At 72.3% G+C, this 19,685-nt stretch carries 17 protein-coding genes; 8 read left to right on the top strand and 9 right to left on the bottom strand.

Features of this window, described 5'->3' with window-relative positions; translation table 11 throughout:
* The first annotated feature begins 4 nt into the window (after positions 1-4).
* Positions 5-862 carry an AAA family ATPase gene (locus tag J8M50_RS20970; protein WP_029183853.1) on the top strand — a complete coding sequence of 286 codons (858 nt, stop codon included), beginning with the start codon at positions 5-7 and terminating at the stop codon, positions 860-862.
* Positions 859-2,208 (top strand): vWA domain-containing protein, encoded by a 1,350-nt coding sequence (locus J8M50_RS20965; RefSeq protein WP_010353686.1) that lies wholly within the window; start codon positions 859-861, stop codon positions 2,206-2,208. The genes J8M50_RS20970 and J8M50_RS20965 overlap by 4 nt, the downstream gene beginning before the upstream one ends.
* Positions 2,209-2,229: 21 nt before the next feature.
* On the opposite strand, the gene J8M50_RS20960 is transcribed toward J8M50_RS20965, so the two are convergent.
* The 3 genes from J8M50_RS20960 to J8M50_RS20950 form a co-directional block, all read right to left on the bottom strand.
* Positions 2,230-2,589, bottom strand: a complete 360-nt coding sequence (locus tag J8M50_RS20960; protein ID WP_010353687.1) for a cupin domain-containing protein — start codon at positions 2,587-2,589, stop codon at positions 2,230-2,232.
* Between the two features lie 114 nt (positions 2,590-2,703).
* The gene (locus tag J8M50_RS20955) at positions 2,704-3,681 is read right to left on the bottom strand and encodes a threo-3-hydroxy-L-aspartate ammonia-lyase (RefSeq protein ID WP_010353688.1); all 978 of its coding nucleotides are present in this window, start codon (positions 3,679-3,681) and stop codon (positions 2,704-2,706) included.
* A 33-nt stretch (positions 3,682-3,714) separates the two neighbouring features.
* Positions 3,715-4,380, bottom strand: a complete 666-nt coding sequence (locus tag J8M50_RS20950; protein ID WP_010353689.1) for a helix-turn-helix transcriptional regulator — start codon at positions 4,378-4,380, stop codon at positions 3,715-3,717.
* Positions 4,381-4,582: 202 nt separating this feature from the next.
* Between J8M50_RS20950 and J8M50_RS20945 the strand changes: the two genes are divergently transcribed.
* Positions 4,583-5,404 (top strand): SAM-dependent methyltransferase, encoded by an 822-nt coding sequence (locus tag J8M50_RS20945; protein WP_010353690.1) that lies wholly within the window; start codon positions 4,583-4,585, stop codon positions 5,402-5,404.
* Between the two features lie 10 nt (positions 5,405-5,414).
* Here the strand turns inward: J8M50_RS20945 and J8M50_RS20940 are convergent, their stop codons facing one another.
* Together J8M50_RS20940 and J8M50_RS20935 are read right to left on the bottom strand one after the other, a co-directional pair.
* Positions 5,415-6,332: a helix-turn-helix domain-containing protein gene (locus J8M50_RS20940; protein WP_010353691.1), complete on the bottom strand. Its 918-nt coding sequence runs from the start codon at positions 6,330-6,332 to the stop codon at positions 5,415-5,417.
* Positions 6,333-6,431: 99 nt separating this feature from the next.
* Positions 6,432-6,653, bottom strand: a complete 222-nt coding sequence (locus J8M50_RS20935) for a DUF397 domain-containing protein (RefSeq protein ID WP_040836453.1) — start codon at positions 6,651-6,653, stop codon at positions 6,432-6,434.
* 133 nt (positions 6,654-6,786) lie between these two features.
* Here J8M50_RS20935 and J8M50_RS20930 point away from each other — a divergent pair, with 133 nt between their 5' ends.
* The 3 genes from J8M50_RS20930 to J8M50_RS20920 all read left to right on the top strand — a co-directional run bounded on the left by J8M50_RS20930 (position 6,787) and on the right by J8M50_RS20920 (position 11,701).
* Positions 6,787-7,215, top strand: a complete 429-nt coding sequence (locus J8M50_RS20930; RefSeq protein WP_010353693.1) for an ATP-binding protein — start codon at positions 6,787-6,789, stop codon at positions 7,213-7,215.
* Between the two features lie 138 nt (positions 7,216-7,353).
* The gene (locus J8M50_RS20925) at positions 7,354-9,267 is read left to right on the top strand and encodes a serine/threonine-protein kinase (RefSeq protein WP_010353694.1); all 1,914 of its coding nucleotides are present in this window, start codon (positions 7,354-7,356) and stop codon (positions 9,265-9,267) included.
* A 175-nt stretch (positions 9,268-9,442) separates the two neighbouring features.
* Positions 9,443-11,701 (top strand): sensor histidine kinase, encoded by a 2,259-nt coding sequence (locus J8M50_RS20920; protein WP_306045093.1) that lies wholly within the window; start codon positions 9,443-9,445, stop codon positions 11,699-11,701.
* 52 nt (positions 11,702-11,753) lie between these two features.
* Here the strand turns inward: J8M50_RS20920 and J8M50_RS20915 are convergent, their stop codons facing one another.
* On the bottom strand, positions 11,754-13,403 hold the full coding sequence (locus tag J8M50_RS20915) for a cellulase family glycosylhydrolase (protein ID WP_029183854.1): 1,650 nt from the start codon (positions 13,401-13,403) through the stop codon (positions 11,754-11,756).
* 535 nt (positions 13,404-13,938) lie between these two features.
* Positions 13,939-14,937, bottom strand: coding sequence for an ATP-grasp domain-containing protein (locus tag J8M50_RS20910; RefSeq protein ID WP_010353697.1), 999 nt, complete (start codon positions 14,935-14,937; stop codon positions 13,939-13,941).
* 489 nt (positions 14,938-15,426) lie between these two features.
* Here J8M50_RS20910 and J8M50_RS20905 point away from each other — a divergent pair, with 489 nt between their 5' ends.
* Both J8M50_RS20905 and J8M50_RS20900 read left to right on the top strand, forming a co-directional pair.
* Positions 15,427-15,951, top strand: a complete 525-nt coding sequence (locus J8M50_RS20905; protein ID WP_141655584.1) for a hypothetical protein — start codon at positions 15,427-15,429, stop codon at positions 15,949-15,951.
* A 15-nt stretch (positions 15,952-15,966) separates the two neighbouring features.
* Positions 15,967-16,278, top strand: a complete 312-nt coding sequence (locus J8M50_RS20900; RefSeq protein ID WP_010353699.1) for a DUF6191 domain-containing protein — start codon at positions 15,967-15,969, stop codon at positions 16,276-16,278.
* 2 nt (positions 16,279-16,280) lie between these two features.
* Here the strand turns inward: J8M50_RS20900 and J8M50_RS20895 are convergent, their stop codons facing one another.
* Both J8M50_RS20895 and J8M50_RS20890 read right to left on the bottom strand, forming a co-directional pair.
* The gene (locus J8M50_RS20895; RefSeq protein ID WP_010353700.1) at positions 16,281-16,724 is read right to left on the bottom strand and encodes an RpiB/LacA/LacB family sugar-phosphate isomerase; all 444 of its coding nucleotides are present in this window, start codon (positions 16,722-16,724) and stop codon (positions 16,281-16,283) included.
* Between the two features lie 31 nt (positions 16,725-16,755).
* A complete protein-coding gene (locus J8M50_RS20890; protein ID WP_010353701.1) occupies positions 16,756-19,662 on the bottom strand; it encodes an ATP-binding SpoIIE family protein phosphatase in 2,907 nt (968 codons plus the stop codon).
* Between the last annotated feature and the right edge of the window lie 23 nt (positions 19,663-19,685).

Here is a 19,685-nt window from a genome sequence, read left to right as displayed (position 1 = left end):
CCCCTTGTTCACGTCCGTCGACGACGTCTCCGCCCGCCTCGCCGAGGCCGGGTACCTCGCCTCCCCGGCGATCGCCACGACCGTCTTCCTCGCCGACCGCCTCGGCAAGCCGCTGCTCGTCGAGGGTCCGGCCGGGGTCGGGAAGACGGAGCTGGCGAAGGCGGTCGCGGCGGTGGGCGGCGCCGAACTGGTCCGGCTCCAGTGCTACGAGGGGATCGACGAGTCCCGCGCGCTGTACGAGTGGAACCACGCGAAGCAGTTGCTGCGGATCAGCGCCGGGCGCGACCAGACGTGGGACGAGGCGCGGACCGACATCTTCAGCGAGGAGTTCCTCCTCCCCCGGCCTCTGCTGGCGGCGATCCGCGGGGACGCGCGCAAGGTGCTGCTGATCGACGAGACCGACAAGGCGGACGTCGAGGTGGAGGGGCTGCTCCTGGAGGTGCTCAGCGACTTCCAGGTCACCGTCCCGGAGCTGGGGACCGTCACCGCGACGCACCGGCCGTTCGTCGTCCTCACCTCCAACGCCAGCCGTGAGCTGTCCGAGGCGCTGCGGCGGCGCTGCCTGTTCCTCCATATCGGGTTCCCGGAGGAGGATCTGGAGCGGCGGATCGTCCGGCTGAAGGTGCCCGGCGTGGAGGAGGCGCTGGCCGCGTCCGTGGTGCGGGTCGTGGGGGCGCTGCGGGCGATGGACCTGCGCAAGGCGCCCTCGGTCGCGGAGACCGTCGACTGGGCGCGCACGCTGCTCGCGCTCGGCGCGGACACGCTGGACGAGACCGTCGTGCGCGAGACCCTCGGGGTCGTCCTCAAGCACCAGGACGACATCCTGAAGGCCGCCGCCAAGCTCGACCTGGACGCGGTGTGAACGACGTCGCCGCTCGGCTCGCCGGGTTCGTCGGCGTGCTGCGCGAGCACGGGGTGTCCGTCGGGACCGGCGAGACCGTCGACGCGGCCGAGGCGCTGGCCGTGCTCGGCTTCGACGACCGCGAGGTGCTGCGGGAGGGGCTCGCGGCGACCCTGCTGCACACGGCGGGGCAACGGGCTGTGTTCGACGCCGTCTTCGACCTGTACTTCCCGCGCTCCGTCGGGGCGCCGGGGCAGGCGCCGGGCGACCGGGAGTCGCTGCGGGAGCGGCTCGCGGAGGCCCTCGCGGACAACGACGACGCGGCGCTGGGGCAGTTGGCCGTCGAGGCGGTCGACGCCCTTGGCGGGTACGGGCGTTCGCCGGGGTCGGACGGGTGGTCGGCGCACCAGACCCTCGAACGGCTGCGTCCCCAGACCCTGTTGGCGCGGGTCCGCGACGACGTGCGCTCGCGGGGTGCCGGTACGGGGTTCGCCGACCGGCTCCTCGAAGACGAACTCCGGCGGCGCATCGAGGAGTTCCGCGCACTGGTGGCCGCCGAGGCGCGGCGCCGGGTGGCCGAGCGGCGGGGGCGGGAGATGATCGCGCGGCGCGCGGTGGCGCCCAGCGCGGACCGGGTGGACTTTCTGTACGCCGGGCGCGATCGGCTCGCCGAACTGCGGCGTACGGTGCAGCCGTTGGCGCGCAAGCTCGCGACGCGGCTGGCGGCTCGGCGGCGGCGTGCTTCGCGGGGGACGATCGATCTGCGGCGTACGCTGCGGGCCTCGCTGTCCACGGGCGGGGTTCCCGTACGTCCGGTGCTGCGCCGGCGGCGGTCCGTCCGGCCCGAACTGGTCCTGCTCTGCGATGTGTCGGGGTCCGTGTCCGGGTTCTCCGACTTCACGATGCTGCTCGTGCAGGCCCTCCACGACCAGTTCTCGAAGGTCCGTGTCTTCGCGTTCGTCAACCGGATCGACGAGGTGACCGGCCTCCTGCGGCACGGGGCCGCCGACCCGGCGGGGCTCGGTGCGGTCATCCGGGCCGAGGCCGACCTCACGCGGTGGCACGGCAGCAGCGACTACGGCGCCGCGCTGGGCGAGTTCGCCGAGCGGTACGGCCTCACGCTGACCCCGCGCACCACCGTCTTCGTCCTCGGCGACGCCCGCACCAACATGAGCGACCCGAACCTCGCGGCGGTCCGCGAGATCGCCGGACGCGCGCGGCGCGTGCACTGGCTGAACCCCGAGCCCCGTTCGCTGTGGGGTACGGGGGACTCGGCCGCCCCCGAGTACGCCGAGCTGGTCGCGATGCACGAGTGCCGCACCGCCCGCCAACTCGGCGACCTGGTGAGCCGGTTGCTCCCGGTCTGACCTCCCTCTGCGCTCCCTCTGCTAGTCCGCCTTCGCGTACTCCTTCGCCATCGAGCCCGCGAAGTCGTACACGATGACCTGGTCGTCGCCCACCACCCACGCGTCGTGCCCGGGCGGGCAGACGAACACGTCACCGGGGCCGACCTCGCCCTCGCCGCCGTCGTCCATCCGGATGTGCATGCGGCCCTGGACGACGTAACCGTTGTGGTGGATCTCGCAGCTGTCCGTGCCCGCGAGGGGTGCCACCGACTCGGACCAGCGCCAGCCCGGCTCGAACGTCGCCACGGCGAAGTCGAGCCCCGTGAGGTGGACGGCTTCGAGGTGACCGCGCGGGAAATCGCGCCGTTCGTCGGGCTTGTCGAGCGTCTTCATCTCCAGCATGACGCTCCTCCCTTCCGGCCTTACGTCTTCATGGTCCGCCTGTCCAGTGGGGGCCGCCATTCGGGGGAACGGAGGGGGGTACAAATAGGGTGCGTCACCAACGCGAACGTCCCTTCACGCCCCTCCCCCGCACAACCCCGCGAACCTCTCCGCATCCACATTCCCGCCCGACACGATCACCCCGACCCTCCCGGACGCCCCCTCCACCCGCCCCGCGAGCAGCGCCGCCAGCGGAGTCGCCCCGCTCGGTTCCACCACGATCTTCAGCCGCTCGAACGCGAACCGCATCGCCGTCCTGATCTCGTCGTCCGAGACGAGTTCCACGGCGTCCACCAAGCGCTGGATCACCGCGAACGTCAGATCCCCCGGCGTGTCCAGTGCCTGTCCGTCGGCGATCGTGCGCGGGATCGGGACGCTGACACGGTGGCCGGCCTCCAGGGACCGCTTCGTGTCGTCGCTGGCCTCGGGTTCGACGCCGATCACCCGGGTGTCCGGGGAGAGCCCCTTCACCGCGGTGGCGCACCCGGCGATCAGTCCGCCGCCGCCGACCGGCACGAGGAGGGCGTCCAGCTCGCCGACCTCTTCGAGGAGTTCGAGCGCGGCCGTGCCCTGGCCCGCCATCACGTGGGGGTGGTTGTAGGGCGGGATCAGGGTCAGGCCACGCTCCGCCGCGAGGGCCTCGCTGATGGCCTCGCGGTCGCCGGTGTACCGGTCGTACGTGACGATCTCGGCGCCGTACCCGGCCGTCGCCTCCATCTTGGAGCGCGGCGCGTCCTCCGGCATGAGGATCACGGCTGTCGTACCGAGTTCACGCGCGGCGAGGGCGACCGCCTGGGCGTGGTTGCCGGAGGAGTACGCGGCGAGCCCCCGCTCCAGCTGCTCCGGCGTCAGCCGGGACGCCGCGTTGTAGGCGCCCCGGAACTTGAACGCGCCGATCCGCTGGAAGTTCTCGCACTTCAGGTACACCTCGGCACCGACCAGCTCGTCCAGCGTCCGCGAACGCAGGACAGGGGTCCGGTGCGCGACCCCTTTGAGACGGGCAGCCGCCTCACGGACGTCGTCGAAGCTGATCGGCAGGTCTGTGGTCGTCATGGGTGCTCCACCTCTCAAGTCGTTCCCGCGCATTCAGTGAGACGCTTCCGCTCGCGCCTGGGACAGATAGCTGTACGCCGAGGCCCGCGAGATCCCGAGCCGGGACGCGACCTGCTCCACGGAGTGCCGGACGGCGAACACCCCCCGCGCGTCGAGGCTCCGGAACAGCTCCAGCCGGCGCGGGCGGTCGAGGTCGGACCAGGTGCCCTCGCGGGCGGGAAGATGCGTGTCGACCAGGACGTCGACGACCGAGTCGATGTCGTGCTCGAACGTCGTCACCGGCGTCTCGGGCACCGACACGGCCGGTCCGGCGAGCGCGCCGAGCAGGTTCTGCACCTTGGCGACCTCGGTGATGTCCACGTTCACGCACAGCGCGCCGAAGACCGTACCCCCCGAGTCCCGCAGCACCATCGTGGACGACTTCACCAGCTTCCCCCCGACCGTGCGCGTCACGTAGTTCAGGTCGTCCGACGCCTCGTCGCCCCCGGCGAGCACCCGCAGCCCGATCTCGCTCATCGCGGCCCCCACCACGCGCCCGGTCACCTCACCGGCGACGGCCACGACCGAGTGCTCGGGCCGCCGGTAGTCGTGCAGCACCGCTTCGCACACCGGCCCGAACGTCGCCACGAGCCCGACCACGACCGGTCTCAGCGCCGCGAGAATCGCGTCCCGCTCGGCATCCCTGCTCCCGCTTCCCATCGTCCGCCTCCCTCGCCTCTGCCATCCAGACTACACATCCAGCTACTGGACGAATAGTCCACTTTCGGGTGACACACCACTCCGCACGCCGACCGCACCCCCTCTGAGGGAACCCCGCCCGAACCCCTGGCGCCCCCGATTCCCGCTTCCCTACGATGAGTTCGCCTCCGCGCCCCGGCGGAGCAGGACTGGGGGGACACGCATGCGGCCCGGTGAACGGCTCTCCATGGACATCGACGCGGCGGTACCCACCGCGGCCCGGATGTACGACCACTACCTGGGCGGCAAGGACAACTACGCGGCGGACCGGACGGCCTGCGAGCAGCTCGACAAGGTCGTCCCGAGCACGCGCGCGCTCGCGCTGAACAACCGCCGCTTCCTCCAGCGGGTGGTCCGCACGCTCGCGCGGGAGTACGGCGTCCGCCAGTTCCTGGACCACGGCTCGGGCCTGCCGACGCAGGACAACGTCCACCAGGTCGCCCAGCGCGTCGACCCGGCGGCGCACGTCGTGTACGTCGACAACGACCCGATGGTCCTCGTGCACGGCCGCGCGCTGCTGGAGGAGGACGAGCGCACGGCCGTGATCCACGCGGACATGCGGCGCACGGAGGAGATCTTCGCGCACCCCGACACCGAGCGCCTGATCGACTTCTCGCGGCCGGTGGCCGTGCTGTTCAACTCGGTGTTCCACTGCATCCCGGACGACGGGGCGGACGGCCCCGAGGCCGTCGTACGGAGGGTCGTCGAGCGGCTCGCGCCCGGCAGCTTCCTGGTGATGTGCCAGCTCGTCAGCGAGGACGCGGAGGTGCGGAAGTTCGTCACGGACTTCATGGACCAGGCGACGCAGGGGCATTGGGGCCGGGTGCGGCAGGAGCGGGACGTCGCCGCGTGGTTCGCGGGGCTGGAGATCCTGGAGCCGGGTCTGGTGGAGGTCTCCGGCTGGCGCCCGGACACGGAGGTCGCGCCGCGTCAACAGACCCTGGAGTGGATCGAGTTCGGCGGCCTGGCGCGGGTCCCCGGCTGAGCCCGGCCGGCTACCGCGGGTACCGCTCCTCCATCACCTGCTTCAACAGGGCCAGCGATTCACGGGGGTTGAGCGCCTGGTCGGCCAACCGGTCGAGCGACACCCGGTACTCCTCGGTCTCCTCCTGCGCCTCGACGAACACCGCTCCGGCGAGGTGCTCCAGGTAGACGACGTCGGGCAGGTCGACGCCGCCGAAGCGCAGGTAGGTCACCGGCAGGGGCGGCGCGGAGGCGACCGCGCCGTCCAACGGGACGATCTGGAGGGTGACATGGGGCCGCCCGGCCATCTCGACGAGGTGGGCCAGCTCCTCCCGCATCACGTCCCGCCCGCCGAGCACCCGCAGCAGCACGGACTCGTCGACGATCGCCCACAGCGCGGGCGCGTCGGCGCGGTGCAGGAGCCGGGCGCGCCGCATGCGCAGGTCGACGCGGCGCTCGACCTCGCGCGAGGGGGCGCGGGGCAGTCCGCGTTCGACGACGGCACGGGCGTACGCGGGGGTCTGCAACAGGCCCGGCACGTACTGGATCTCGAAGGTGCGGATCGCGGTCGCGCCCTCCTGGAGGCCGACGAGCCGGTCGAACCACTCGGGCACGAGCCGCTTGTCGTACCGCTGCCACCAGCCGGGTTCGCCTGCTCTGCGCAGGAGTTGGAGCAGGACGGACGCCTCGTACGCGTCAGTGCCGTAGAGCCGCAGCAGGAGCAGCACGTCGGTCTCGGCGGGCGGTCTGCGGCCCTTGCCGGACTCGATGCGGGAGAGCTTCGCGGGGCTGAACCCGGCGGCGCGGGCGGCCTCCTCCTGAGCGAGGCCCAAGTCCTCGCGGATACCGGCGAGTTGCAGGCCGACCAGGGTCTTCAGCAGGGTCGGCGCGGGGCCTTGCCGGTTCAGATACGGCTCTAGACGGGAGACGCGAGGTGACTCCGCGGGCATCCTGAACTCCTCAGGGCCGGGCACATGACGGGACGGCACTTTCCCGACCGGATTATCCCATCTCCGGGCCGTGTGGCACATGCCCCTGGAACATGCGCGTCACAGGAGGTGGTCGAACTCCCCGTCCTTCACGCCCGCGAGGAACGCCGCGATCTCGTCCGGCGTGTAGACCAGCGCGGGACCGTCGGGGTCGCGGGAATTGCGCAGGGCGACGGAACCGCCGGGCAGGGCGGCGACCTCCACACAGTTGCCGGTCGCGTTGCTGTGGCGGCTCTTGGTCCAGCGGGCGTCCAGCGAGCTCGCCCGTACTCCGTTCTCCACCGGCACGGCTGCCTCCTAGGCGGTGAGGGCAATTTCCCGTGAAATTGCACGGGGCCTTCGACACCGTGGATAATAAACAGGCCGACAACCGGTGTGCCAGAGCCCTGTTCTGACGTCGTACCAGGGAGAAGCCGTGCCGCCACGCGCCCCGTTCCCCGCCGCGAAGTCCGCGACCCTGGATCTCACGGGCAGCCGGGAGGGCTTCGCCGAGGCCCGCGACTTCACCCACCGCACGCTGGACGACTGGGAGTTGGAGCACTGCCTGGACGACGCGGTCGCGGTCGTCACCGAACTCGCCGCCAACGCCGTGCTGCACGCCCTCCCGCACGCGGATACGTGCGACGTACGGGTCAGGCTCACCCTGCGCCGTACACACCTGATGTGCGCCGTCACCGACCGCAGCGACGACGTGCCCGTGTACCCGTCGGCCGTCGACCCGTTGCTCGAACACGGCCGGGGGCTCAGGATCGTCGAGGCGCTGTCGCAGCACTGGGGGTGGACGAAACGCACGCCTGTGGGCAAGACCGTCTGGGCCATGCTCCCGACCCGCTCCCCGGCCTGATCCGATCCCCGCAATCACCGGCGTCACCTGCCGGTACTGGGCTAGCCTCGTACTTCCCGTCCGAGACGAACTGACGTACGGCGAACATCACTTCGGGGTTGATCTGTGTCAGACCAGCGACCGGTCCCACCTGGCCCGGTGACGAACGAGGCCGGCGCCCTCCGGCTGACCGGCGCGCAGCCGCTGCGGCTCGGCGACCCGGACCGCGTCGGTCCGTACGCGACGCTCGCGCTGCTCGGCAGCGGCGGCATGGGTCGGGTGTACCTGGGGCGCTCCGCGGACGACGGGCCCGGGCTGTTCGCGGTGAAGGTGATCAGGCCCGAGTACGCCGAAGACCCCCGTTTCCGCCGCCGGTTCGAGCGCGAGGCCCTGGTCCACGACCGGATCCGCACCGCCCGCGCGCCGCGCTTACGGGGCACCGGCTTCGAGGCCGAACTGCTGTGGATGGCGACGGAGTACATCCCGTCGCTGGACCTCGCCGACGCGGTCCGGGAGGACGGCGCGCTCACAACTCCCGCCGTGTGGCGGCTCGTTGCCGAACTCGGCGAGGCGCTCGGCGTGTTGGCCGAGGCGCACGTCGTGCACCGCGACCTGAAGCCGTCCAACGTGCTGCTCTCCGACCGGGGTACGCACGTCATCGACTTCGGCATCGCCAAGGCGGTCGACGTCAGCGCGATCACCGGTACGGGCAACCGGGTCGGCACGCCCGCGTACATGTCCCCGGAGTATCTGCGCACCGGCCACTGCGACACCGCGTCCGACGTGTTCTCGCTCGCCGGGACGCTGATCTACGCGGCCGTGGGCCGGGCGCCGTTCGGGGACGGCACGGGCGTGGACGTCATGCACCGCGTGGCGTTCGAGGAGCCCGACGCGGAGGTCCTCGCGCAGGTGACGGCCGCCGACCCCGGCCTCGGCGCGCTGCTGGCGTCTTGCCTCGCCAAGGACCCCGCCGAGCGCCCCACCCCGGCCGCGCTCACGGAGTCCGCCGCAGCGCACCTCACCTCGCCCGACTGGCCCGAGCCGCTGGGCACCCGGGTGCGTGAACTGCGCCAGGCCTACGACGTGTTGCACGACATGCCGGTGGCGCTGGTCCCCCACCTTCGCCCACGCGGCCACCGCCCGCCTCTCGGCTCGACTCCCCCACCGGGCCCGCTGAGCCGCCCGGCACCCGACGCCGTCATGATCCCGCCGATCGCGGACAGCGGGGTGGCGCAGACGCCGGGGTCACTGGCGTACGGGGCTGCGGAACCCGGGGAGTTGGCGGGATCGCAGGGAACGGGCTCGGCGGCGGACCCCAACTCCCGGGAAAACACCGGCTCTTCGGAGGCAGCCGGGCCCGCAGGAGACTCCGGCTCTCCAGGTAACGCCAACTCACCTGACACCGCCGGGAGTTCAAGCGGCTCCCGCCCCCTCCTCCCCGGTCCCGGCCGCCGTCGCCGCAAGCGGCTCATCATCGCCACCACCGGTGTCTCCCTGTGCGCGGTCGCGGCCGGTACGTTCGTCCTGACCCGCCCCGGCACCCCCGCCTCCGCCGCCCCGCCGAGGAACAGCGTCGTGACCACCGGCGGCACCGCCCCGAGTCCCGGCGCGTCGGGCTCGCGCGAGCCGAGCGGCACGAAGACCATCTCCGGCGACCGCTCGGCCTCGGACCCCGCCGACGCCCCGGGCGGCAGCCCCAGCGCGCCCACGCCCGACGGATCGGCCGACGAGGGCACCGTATCGACGGGCCCCACCCCCTCGGCGGGCCCGAGCGCCGGGGCGAGCGACCCCGGCACCACCCCGGGCGCCGAGTCCCCGTCCACCGACCCCGAGCCCCCGCCGGCGAGTTGCTCCTACTACGCGGGCAACGGCCCCGTCGGGCCCGGCGACAGCGGCAAGAAGGTCCAGCAGGCACAGTGCCTGCTGGTCGCGCACGGATACGACATCGGCGGCGAGAGCGGCAGTTACGGGGCGGGCACGGAGGCGGCGGTACGGAGTTTCCAGAGCTCGGCGGGGCTGAACGCGACGGGCTCCGTGGACCGTTCGACGTGGGGAGCGCTGCGTTCCGGTTAGCGGACCGGCGGCGTGACGCAGGTCGTGAAGATCGACCGGGTTGTGTGAAACTTGGACGGCTTGGGCCGAACGATGAACATCGACGATCGCTCGATGCTAAGAATTGGCCAGATCAGATCGAGCCCCGCCCCACCCTGCCCGGACGCGTGACGGCTCGGAACCGAATGGGACGCACTTGCCGAACACCTCAGCCGACGCCCCGGCGGCCGAGCCCCGGAGAGGGCCGGCGGAAAAGCCCGCGCGGACGTCACTCACCCGCAACTGGCCGGTGGCCAGGCGCCTGCGGGCCGTGCTGCTGCTCCCGGTGCTGGTGACCCTGGTCCTCGGCGGGATCCGGGTGCGGGACTCGCTGGACACCTGGCGGGCCGCCGACGACGCGGTCCGGGTCGCCGAACTCGTGGGCGTGGCCAGCCGGTACGCGAGCGACGCGATCAACGAACGGGACGTCTCCGTCGTCCCGTTGCTGAGCGGTCAGCGGGACGCGGCGGTCGTCGCCGAGGCACGCAGGGTGACCGACGCGGACGCGAAGGCGTTCGCCGAGGCGGTCGAACGGATGCCGCAGGAAACCCGGTTGATCCGCCGGGTCGCTCTGGTGCGGGCCGGGGAGCGGCAGTTGCCGCAGGTGCGGACCGCCGCGTTCACCGCGCGGACGACGGGCGTGCAGACCGAGGAGAGTTACTACGCCGTCCAGCACCCCTTGATGGAGATCTCCAACGAGTTGGGCTACGGCCGCTCCAACCAGTCGAGTTTCGGCCGTTCCCTGTACGCGATCTCCCTCACCCAGGCCGCCGAGTCGCTGATCCGGTCCATCGGCACCCACCTCCTCGTCGGCGACCGCGACAAGCTCGCGCAGAACGAACTCGCCGTCCAGCTCACCGCGTTCAGGTCGTACGCCTATCTCGAACAGGTCGCACTGCGCGAGTACGCGGCGGCCGGTACCCCCGACGACACGACCCGTCTCCAGCAGGCCCTCGCTGTGGCGCAGACGCGCGGGCAGGAGCGCAACGCGCAGGCCGCCGCCGAGGCGCGGGCCGCCGGGCGGACGTACGTGCCGCCGCCGACGATCGCGACGATGGTCGAGCGGATCTCCTCGGGGGCGTCGATCGGGGAACTCGCCGGGGAGGGCATCACCGCCGAGTCGTTCTTCGCGTCGTCCACACTCGGTTTCGACGCCTACCGCAGCGTCCAGGTGCAGCTGGTGGACAGCGCGCTCATCAACGCCCGTGCCATCGCGGACGATTCGCGCGACGACGCGATCGTGACCGGCGCGGCGGTGCTGGCGGCGATCCTGCTGGCGTTCCTGTTCGCGGCCTGGATGGCCCGCCTCACCAGCCAGGGCATGCGCAGCCTGAGCGCCTCCGCGATCGACATCGCCGAGCACCAACTCCCCGAGCTGATCGGCCGGTTGTCGCAGAACGACCCGCACACCGTCGACCCCCGGGTGCGGCCGATCCCGATCACCTCCACGGACGAGATCGGGGAGGTCGCCCGCGCCTTCGACCACGTCCACAGCGAGGCGGCCCGACTCGCCGCCGTCCAGGCCCGGTTGCGGGGACAGGTGAACGCCATCTTCACCAACCTCTCGCGCCGCAACCAGTCCCTGATCGAGCGTCAGCTCGCGCTGATCGGCGAGCTGGAGGACCACGAGACCGACCCGCAGCAGCTGGAGAACCTCTTCCGCCTCGACCACCTCGCCACCCGGGTACGGCGCAACGGGGAGAACCTCCTCGTCCTCGGCGGGGAGCGGCCCGGCCAGCTGTGGGACCGGCCGCTGCCCCTGGTGGACGTGGTGCGGGCGGCCTCCTCCGAGGTGGAGAGCTACGAGCGCATCGAGCTGGCGGGCGTCCCGGACGTCGGGATCGGCGGCCCGGCCGTCACCGACCTGGTGCACCTGCTGGCCGAACTCCTGGAGAACGCCACGTCGTTCTCGTCCGCGAAGGCGCCGGTGCGGGTCCTCGCGACGCGGCTGCCGGACGGCGGGGTCATGGTCGAGATCCACGACCAGGGCATCGGGCTGCGCCCCGAGGACTTCGCGACGATCAACCGCAAGCTCGCCGATCCGCCGGCCGCCGACGAGACCGCCTCCCAGCACATGGGCCTCTTCGTGGTGAGCCGGCTGGCCCACCGCCACGGCATCCGCGTCCAACTGCGGCCGTCCGCCGCCCGGTCGGGCGCGACGTCCCTCGTCATGCTCCCCGCGACGATCACCGATCAGGCGCTCCCCGACTCCGACACGCTGACCCTGCGCCGCGCGAACCCGGCGGGGCAAGCCGCTGACGACCCGTTCGCCGAGTACGAGTCGTGGAGCGACCACACGCCCTCCGACGACGCCTCGGAGAAGGTGGAACGCTCTCTGCTCAGGCCGCGCTGGGGCCGTAAGAAGACCCCGGCGGAGAAGGACGCCGCGAAGAAGAAGGCGTCCGCGAAGGACTGACCCGGGCGGGCCGGGGCGTTCCGCGCTCGCCCCGGCCCTTCATGAGGGTCCGTCAACTCTTGGCGCAGGTCGTGCCGTTGAGGGTGAAGGTGGCCGGTGCGCTGTTCGTGGCCCCCTTGTTGGCGATGAATCCGACGGTCACCGAGCCCGCCGCCGGGATGGTGGCCGTGTAGCTGGCCGGTTTCACGGTCACGGCGCCCCCGGACTGGGTGGCCGTGCCGCCCCACATGTTGCTGACGGTCTGCCCGTCGGCGAAGGAGAACCCGAGGGTCCAGCCGTTGATGACGGTCGTGGAGGTGTTCTTGATGACGATCTCGCCCTGGAATCCGCCGGACCACTCCCCCACCGCCCGGTAGCCGACGGCGCAGGACTGGCCGGGGGCGGGCGGGCCCGTGGTCACGTTCACGGTCCCGGAGCGGGTGGAGCGGTTCCCGGCCGCGTCACGGGCGTACACCGCGAACGTGTACGCCGTCGAGGCCGAAAGCCCGGTCACGGTCGCCGAGTTGGTGGTGGACGCGGCGGCGGCCGTCTCCGTCGTGCCGCTCACCCGGACGACGTCGTACGCGCTCACGCCAACGTTGTCGGAGGATGCGGCCCAGGTCAGGGTCGCCGAACTCCCGGTCACCGCCGAGGCGGTGGGCGTGCCGGGGGCGGTCGGCGCCTGGGTGTCGCCGCCGGGGCCGCCACCGCCGAAGATGGTCGCCTCCTTCGACGTACTGACGATGCCGTTGGGGCCGTTGAAGATCCGCTGGCCCCACGAACTCAGGTTCTTCGCGTCGAAGTTGAGGGCGAGGTCGAGGATCGGGTCGGTGTTGCCGCTCCAGCTCCAGGCCAGGTAGCCCAGCTTGAGCTGCTGCGCGCTCGCCATCATCGTGTCCTCGTCGGGGTCGCCGTACTGGTCGGCGGGGCCGCCGAACTCTCCTATCAACAAAGGGAGTTTCGCGGTGACGAAGGCGTTGAGGTAGTCGGTGATCTCGGCGGCGGTGTCGAACACGCTGTACATGTGGATGGAGAAGATGAGGTTGCCGGTGGGGTCGGCGGCGTACACGGACTGGGCGTTGGCGCGCATGACGCCCTGCCAGTCCTGGCCCCAGTTGGGGGCGTCGACCATGAGGAGGTGCTGGAGTCCGGCGGCGCGGAGTTTCTTGACCGCGGCGATGGTGGGGGCGGTCCAGCCGTCGGGGTTGGTGTTGCCCCAGGGCTCGTTGCCGATGTTGATGGCGATGTAGTCCTCTTGTCCGGCGAGGACGCTCTTGAGATTGATCCAGTAGTCGGCGGCCTGGTCGAGGGTGCCGGCGGCGGACTCCTCGCCGTAGCCGGTGGTGTCGTGGACTTCGAGGACGCAGATGACGCGGTTGGCCTTGCACTGGGCGATGACGTCTCCGACGTCGGCGGCGGTGTTGGCGGTCCAGCGGTGGCCGTCGGCGAGGACGACACGGACGGTATTGGCCCCGAACGCCTTGATATCGGCGAGGGACTGGTTCAGGCGGGTCGGGTACCAGGTGTGCGCGTGGTTGACGCCGCGCATCACGAAATCGTTCCCGTTGGACTCCAGCAGGCGGCCGTTGCTGATGTGCAGGCCGGTCGCCTTGATGCGCGGTGCCGCCGCTGCCTGGACGGCGGCCGGTGCCAGCGCGCCGAGCAGGAGGGCTCCAAGGAGAGCGGCCAGCACTTTCCGGAAGAGGGCTCTGGGTGTTCTCACTGCGGCTCCAGTAAGTGAGCGCCAAGAGGTTCAGGCTAGGGACAGAAGATGGGAGCGCTCCCATAAACCCACTTGGCCAAGTACACGTCAAGAGAGACGGCGCATGCTCATCGGTGCGTGCCCCCCTACCTGCACACATTCGTTCCGGCCCATCGGCATATTCCGGCCGCCAGATGGGGATGACCGGCCCCAAGAAGGTCAACACGCCCGAGCGCACGGGACGCGAACCGGACCGTGCTGCGGGGGACGAGGAGGCGGACGTGAAGAGGATCCAGTTGAACAGGCATCCCCGTGGACCCCGCCGACCGGAGCCGCAGGACCTGCGGACGCCGTCGGGTCGGCAGCTTCCCTACTGACGGCCTTTCTGCACAGCGCGCTTTCCGTACGCGGCGGCGCGACCGGGTCGACTCCCCGGCCGCGCCGCTTTGTTGTGTCCGTACGGTCCAACTCCCCCGCAGGTCAGGGTGGTTGGACCCCGTCCCGGTGACGGTCAGGGCGGAGCACGTCGGTCGGGTGCTCCGGCCGTCATGTCACGTCACCGGGACGGGAGCCTGTCGCCGCGCCCCAGCGGCACCCGCGTCGCGCCGTGGTGCGCGCCGGTGGCCAGGGCGTGGGCTTCGAGGTGGGCCTCGATGTACGGGACGGCGACGAGCGGGAGTTCGCCGTCCACGAAGGCGGGCTGCACGTTGACCTCGAAGACGACGCCGCCGTTCTCCACCGCGAGGTCGACCCCGGCGAACGGCAGTCCCACCGAGGCGGTCGCCGCGATCGCCAGTTCGGCGAGGCGGGGCGGCAGTCCGTGCGCCCCCAGGTGCACCGGGGTCGCGCCCCGGCAGGTGTTGCACGGCGTGTCGTCCTCGGGCTGGAGGTGCTCGCGGGCGTGCACGATCCGCGAGCCGAGGACGAAGACGCGGAACTGGTGGCGCAGGCCGTCGGCGGTGACGTTCCCCGCGTCGCGCGACAGCAGCCAGTCGGTGTCCTGCCCGGCGTAGTAGGCGGCGGCCTCGGCTAGCCGCTCCAGGCTGTTGACGTGGAAGGTGTCGTTGCCGCCGGTCCCCACGACCGGGCGGGCCCAGGTGTCGCCGCCCAACTCCTCGTAGGCGTCCCGGGCTTCGTCCCGGGTCGGCCGGGACAGGACGACCGTGTCCATCTGGGCGACGCCGTCGCGCCGGAAGCGCTCGACGGTCAGGTTCTTCTCGGTGGCGGTGCGCCAGGCGTCCGGGCCGGTGCCGAGGGTGACGACGTCGCACTCCTCCAGCAGCCGCTGGAAACCGGCGAGTTCGGCGCGTCGGTGCGGCGGGATCTCGTAGAGGACGACGACGTCGGGGACGAGGTCGAGGCCCTCCTCGGGAACCCGCAGCCGTAACCGGCCGCCGTCGCGGACGGCGCGGCCCGCGCCGCCGGTCGCGAAGTGCCGTGAGTCGACGCGGACGGGCGGGGTTCCGGTGAGCAGTTCGACGGCCTCGGCGAGGTAGTCCCGGCAGCCTTCGGGCGACGTGGGGTCGGCGATCAGGGCGATGCGGGGTCGGGACACAGCGGCCTCCAGATGCTCTCGACGCGCGCTCGCGGCGTGGGACGGCCGGCGCCGCCTCGCGTGCGGTGTCACGGGTGGTGCCTTGTCGCGCGGGTGCCCGTGTCCCGTAGGCCGGTGGCCGTGGACCCGGTGTGTACGGGCCCGGCCGGTCGGGGCGGCTTGCCGGGGCTCCGGGGCTCGTGCGGGGTGCCCCGCCGGTCCCGCGCCGCAGGGCTGTGGCGCCACAGTAGGCGCCCGGTGCCGGACCGGGCCAGGGCGCACGCGCCCCGGCGCCCTGCCCCTGCCTCTGCGCCGGACGCCCCGGCCGTGCGCCCCGCGTCGACTCCGGATGCCGTGCGGTGACCCCTGAGCCCCGTCCGGCCCCAACTGCCCCTTGCTGTGCGGCTCTTCGGGTGCATCGATGCGTCGCCGGGTCTCCAGGAATTCGTCTGCCCGCTCTGAGTAGGAACACTCATGCCCGTGTTCATGTCGTCCGGTTACGGTGATCGTGTGACGGATGTCAGGGTGCGGGTGCTGGAAGGCCCGCTGCGTACGGAGTGGTTCATCGGGGTGACCGTGTTCAGCTGGGTCGCCATGACCGTCGCCGGGGTGAGCGGCCTGTTCGGGGCGGATCCGGTGGGACCGGCGGTCGCGGGCAGCCTGGGGCTGCCGTTCCTCCTGCACTTCGCGCTGCGCGGGCGGTTCGCGGTGCGGTACGACGAGGCCGGGGTGACCGTGCTGCGGCCCTGGTCGCGGCGGCGTGCCGCGTGGGGCGAGGTGACCGGGGTGGGGTTCCGGCGGCTGCCGCTCGCCGAGGACGGCACCGAGCGGTGGGCCGTGTCGGTCCTCGCCGGGGACCGGTCGCTGCCGCTGGTGACCGTCGAGGACGCGGTCGACGCGGACCGGCCGTCGCGGGACCTCCTCGAACGCCACGGGCGCCTCTTCGCCCCGCTCGCGAACCGGGGCCTGCGACCCGAACAGCCCGCGGAACGCCGCTACTTCGACCGCGCGGTGGGGTCGTTGTCAGTGGGCTGACCCATACTGGGCGGCATGGAATTCGTCGTCTTCATGACCCTGCCGGGGCTGGTCCTCATCCTGACCGCGATCGCCTTCACCGATCAGCTCCTGCTGCGCGCGGGCCGCGCCGGATTCCTCCCCTGGCGCAACTCCGCCCGCCAGGGCCAGATCTCGGCGACCGGCTTCGAGCAGCTCCACGCGGCGCTGTCGCCGGGGAAGCAGAGCGAGCTGAAGGAACGCCAGTCGTCGCTGGTCCTGCGGGACGACGAGGGGGACGGCGCGCCGCCGCACCGTACGACGGTCGATCTGGACGGGGGCCGGGCGGTCGTGCGAATACGTCCCTGAGGTCAGCGCCGGTCGAGCCGTGCCACGTGCTCGACGTTCCCCCGGTCCTCGGCGTCCTCGCTGGCCTCGGCCGTGAACCAGGCGTCCAGGATCTCCTTGAGGAGCGGTTCGGAGGTGAGGCGCAGGCTCAGGGCGAGGGTGTTGGCGTCGTTCCAGCGGCGGGCGCCGTCGGCGGTGTACGCGTCGGTGCACAGGGCGGCGCGCACCCCGGGGACCTTGTTCGCGGCGATGGAGGCGCCGGTGCCGGTCCAGCAGCAGACGACGGCCTGGTCGGCGCGTCCCTCGGCGACGTCCCGCGCGGCGGCCTCGGAGCAGACCGCCCACTGGGGGTCGGCGCCTTCCCGCAGCGCGCCGTACGGGGTCACGTCGTGGCCGCGTCCCCGCAGCTCGGCGACGAGGGCGCGGGCGACAGGTTCGTCCATGTCGGAGGAGACGGAGATGCGCATGGGGTCAGCGTACTGAGCGGACGAGGGGTGCTTACCAGTCGTCGCCGAACGGCAGTTTGTCCAGGTCACCGTCGAAATCCGCGAACTCGGGGAGTATCTCGGCGTCGGCGAACCCGGGGAGGACCCCCGAGCCGTCGACGGGCTGCTCCGTCCAGATGCACTTGCCGGTCGCCGTGTACCGCGTCCCCCACCGGTGCGCGAGCGCCGAGACGAGCTGGAGTCCCCGGCCCCCCTCGTCGGTGTCGGTGGCCCGCCGGATGCGCGGCATGGTGAGGCTCCCGTCGAAGACCTCGCAGACGAGGTCGGTGCCGTGCAGGAGGCGCAGCCGGGCGGGGCCGCGCGCGTGCCGTACGACGTTGCCGACGAGTTCGCTGACGAGGAGTTCGGTGGTGGGGATGAGGTCGTCGAGGTGCCAGGCGGTGAGCTGGTCGCGGACGTAGCCGCGAGCTTGTCCGGCGGCGCGGGGGTCGTCGGGCAGCGACCAGGACGCGATCTTCTCCGCGGGCAGCGCGTGCAGCCGGGCGACGAGGAACGCGGCGTCGTCGGCGGCCTGTTGGTCGGCGGGAAGGAGTTCGGCGGTGAGGCGGTCGCAGAGCGCTTCGAGGTCGGCGGCGGTGCCGTCGCGGTGCGCGGTGCGCAGGAGCTGTCCGAGGTCGGCCATGCCCTGGTCGACCTCGCGGGTCGCGGACTCGACGAGGCCGTCGGTGTACAGGACGAGCAAGCTGCCTTCGGGGACGGCGAGTTCGACGGTCTCGAAGGGCGGCCTCGCGGCGCCGAGCGGCGGGTCGACGACCTCGTCCGGGAAGTGGACGGTGCCGTCCGGGTGGACCAGCGCGGGCGGCGGGTGCCCGGCGCGGACGATGGAACAGGTCTGGGTGGTGGAGTCGTACAGGGCGTACAGGCAGGTGACGTACGACCGTTCGCCCATCGCGCCGACGATGTCGTTGAGGTGGCCCATGATCTCGTCGGGCGGGAGTTCCAGGTCGGCGAGGGTGTGGACGGCTGTCCGGAGCCGTCCCATGGTGACCGCCTCGGACAGGCCGTGGCCCATGACGTCGCCGACGACGAGGGCGACCTGGCCGCCGGAGAGCGGGATGATGTCGTACCAGTCGCCGCCGACGTCCATGCCCTGGCCGGCGGGGAGGTAGCGGGCGGCGGCGGTGCAGGCGGGCAGGGCGGGCAGGGCGTCCGGCAGGAGGCTGCGCTGGAGTTCGCGGGACCGGGTGTGCTCGGCGTCGTAGAGGCGGGCGCGCTCCAGGGCCTGGGCGACGAGCGCGCTGATGGTGGCCAGCAGGGTGCGTTCCTCGTCGGTGAGGCGGCGCGGCCGGTCGAAGGCGACGACGCAGATCCCGAAGGTCTTGCCGGAGGCGGTGAGCGGCAGGAACGCCCACGCCGCTTTCCCGGCGCGCTCGGGCATGCCCGCCAACTGGGGTGAGCGCTCGACGAGTTCGCGGGCGGTGGACAGGAACAGGGGGGTGCCGTGGGTGACGGCGTCCCAGGAGGGGTCGCGCGGGGCGCGGCGGCGGCCTTCGACCTCGGCGAGGAACGTGTCGGGGTAGCCGACGGCGCCGACGTTGTGCAGCCGGTCGTCCTCGATGACCTGGACGAGCAGTCCGGAGGCGGCGAACGGCGGCAGCACCCGGCGCGCGACCGCCTCGACGACGTCGGCGGAGGTGGTCGCCTTGGCGAGGGCGGCCGTCAACTCGGCGATGCGCGCGGCGCGTTGGGAGGCGGCGCGCTCGCCCGCGCGGCGTTCGTCGGCGAGGCGGCGCTTCTCCGTGACGTCGGTGAAGTACAGCGTGCGCCCGTCGGGTCCGGGGACGAGGCGCAGGTGGAAGCGGCGACACGTGTCGCTGGGGTGGATGTCGAACTCGGTGGGTCTCTCCTCGGCGGCGGCCTTGCGGCAGCGCTGTTCGAGGCCGGGGACGTACCGGACGGCGGGGACGTCCCACAGGGTGCGGCCGAAGAGTTCCTCCTCGGTGAGGCCGAGGGTGCGCTCGGCCTCCAGGTTGGCGAAGGTGATCCGCCAGTCGTCGTCGACGGCGAGGAAGCCGTCGCTCATGTGCCGCAGGGCGCGGCCGAGGGCGTCGCGGCCGGGCCGGGAGTCGTCGCTGTCCCAGGCCATGCCGATGAGCCGGTGCGGCTCGCCGTCCGCGTGGTACGTCGCCTTGCCGCGCGTACGGGTCCAGCTCCAGCCGCCGTCCAGGGCGCGCACCCGGTACTCGGCCTCGAACACGGCGTGGTCGCGGACCGCGCGTTCGGCGAGGGTGAGGGTGGGGGCGAGGTCGTCGGGGTGGACGACGCGGATCCAGCTGTCGATGTGGCCGGTGAAGTCGGCGGGGCGCGTGCCGTACAGCTCCATCGCCGCCTCGTCCCAGCTCAGCGCGCCGCTGGTGAGGTCCCAGTCCCAGGCGCCGACCCGGGCCTCCTTGAGGGCCTGGCGCAGCCGAGCGTGCTGTTCGCCGCGCGGGCGGTGGGTGAGCGCCGGGGCCTGGCCCATGCGTTCCTCGGCCCAGGAGACGAGGGAGCGCAGGTACGACCACTGCGCGGCCGTGGGCTGGCCAAAGTCGCCGGTGAGGAGGGTGAGGGCGCCGATGCTGTGCTCGCCCCGGTACAGCGGGAGGGCGGCGAGGCCGGTGCCGGGCCAGGCGGGGTCGGTGGCGTCGCCGGGGAGCGGGTCCCAGACGCCGCTGCCCCGGTGCAGGGCTCGGGCGGGGGCCAGCGGGCCGTTGTGGTCGATGATCTCCCAGGTCCGGGTGAGGGCGGTCGGCAGGCCGGTCGAGGAGACCAGGCGCAGCGGGGACTTGAGGCCGCGCAGGTGGATCGTGCCACCGAGGGCGCCCAGCTCGGCCACGGCGTGCTGGAGGGCCAGTCGGAAGACTTCGCTCTCCGGGATGCCGGGACCTACCGTGCCGAGCAAAGCCAACCGCGCGTTCATGCTGGGAACCTTATCGTTCACGT

This window comes from Streptomyces acidiscabies (genome assembly GCF_020010905.1).
GTDB lineage: Bacteria > Actinomycetota > Actinomycetes > Streptomycetales > Streptomycetaceae > Streptomyces > Streptomyces acidiscabies.
This window is presented reverse-complemented; position numbering and strand designations above follow the sequence as displayed.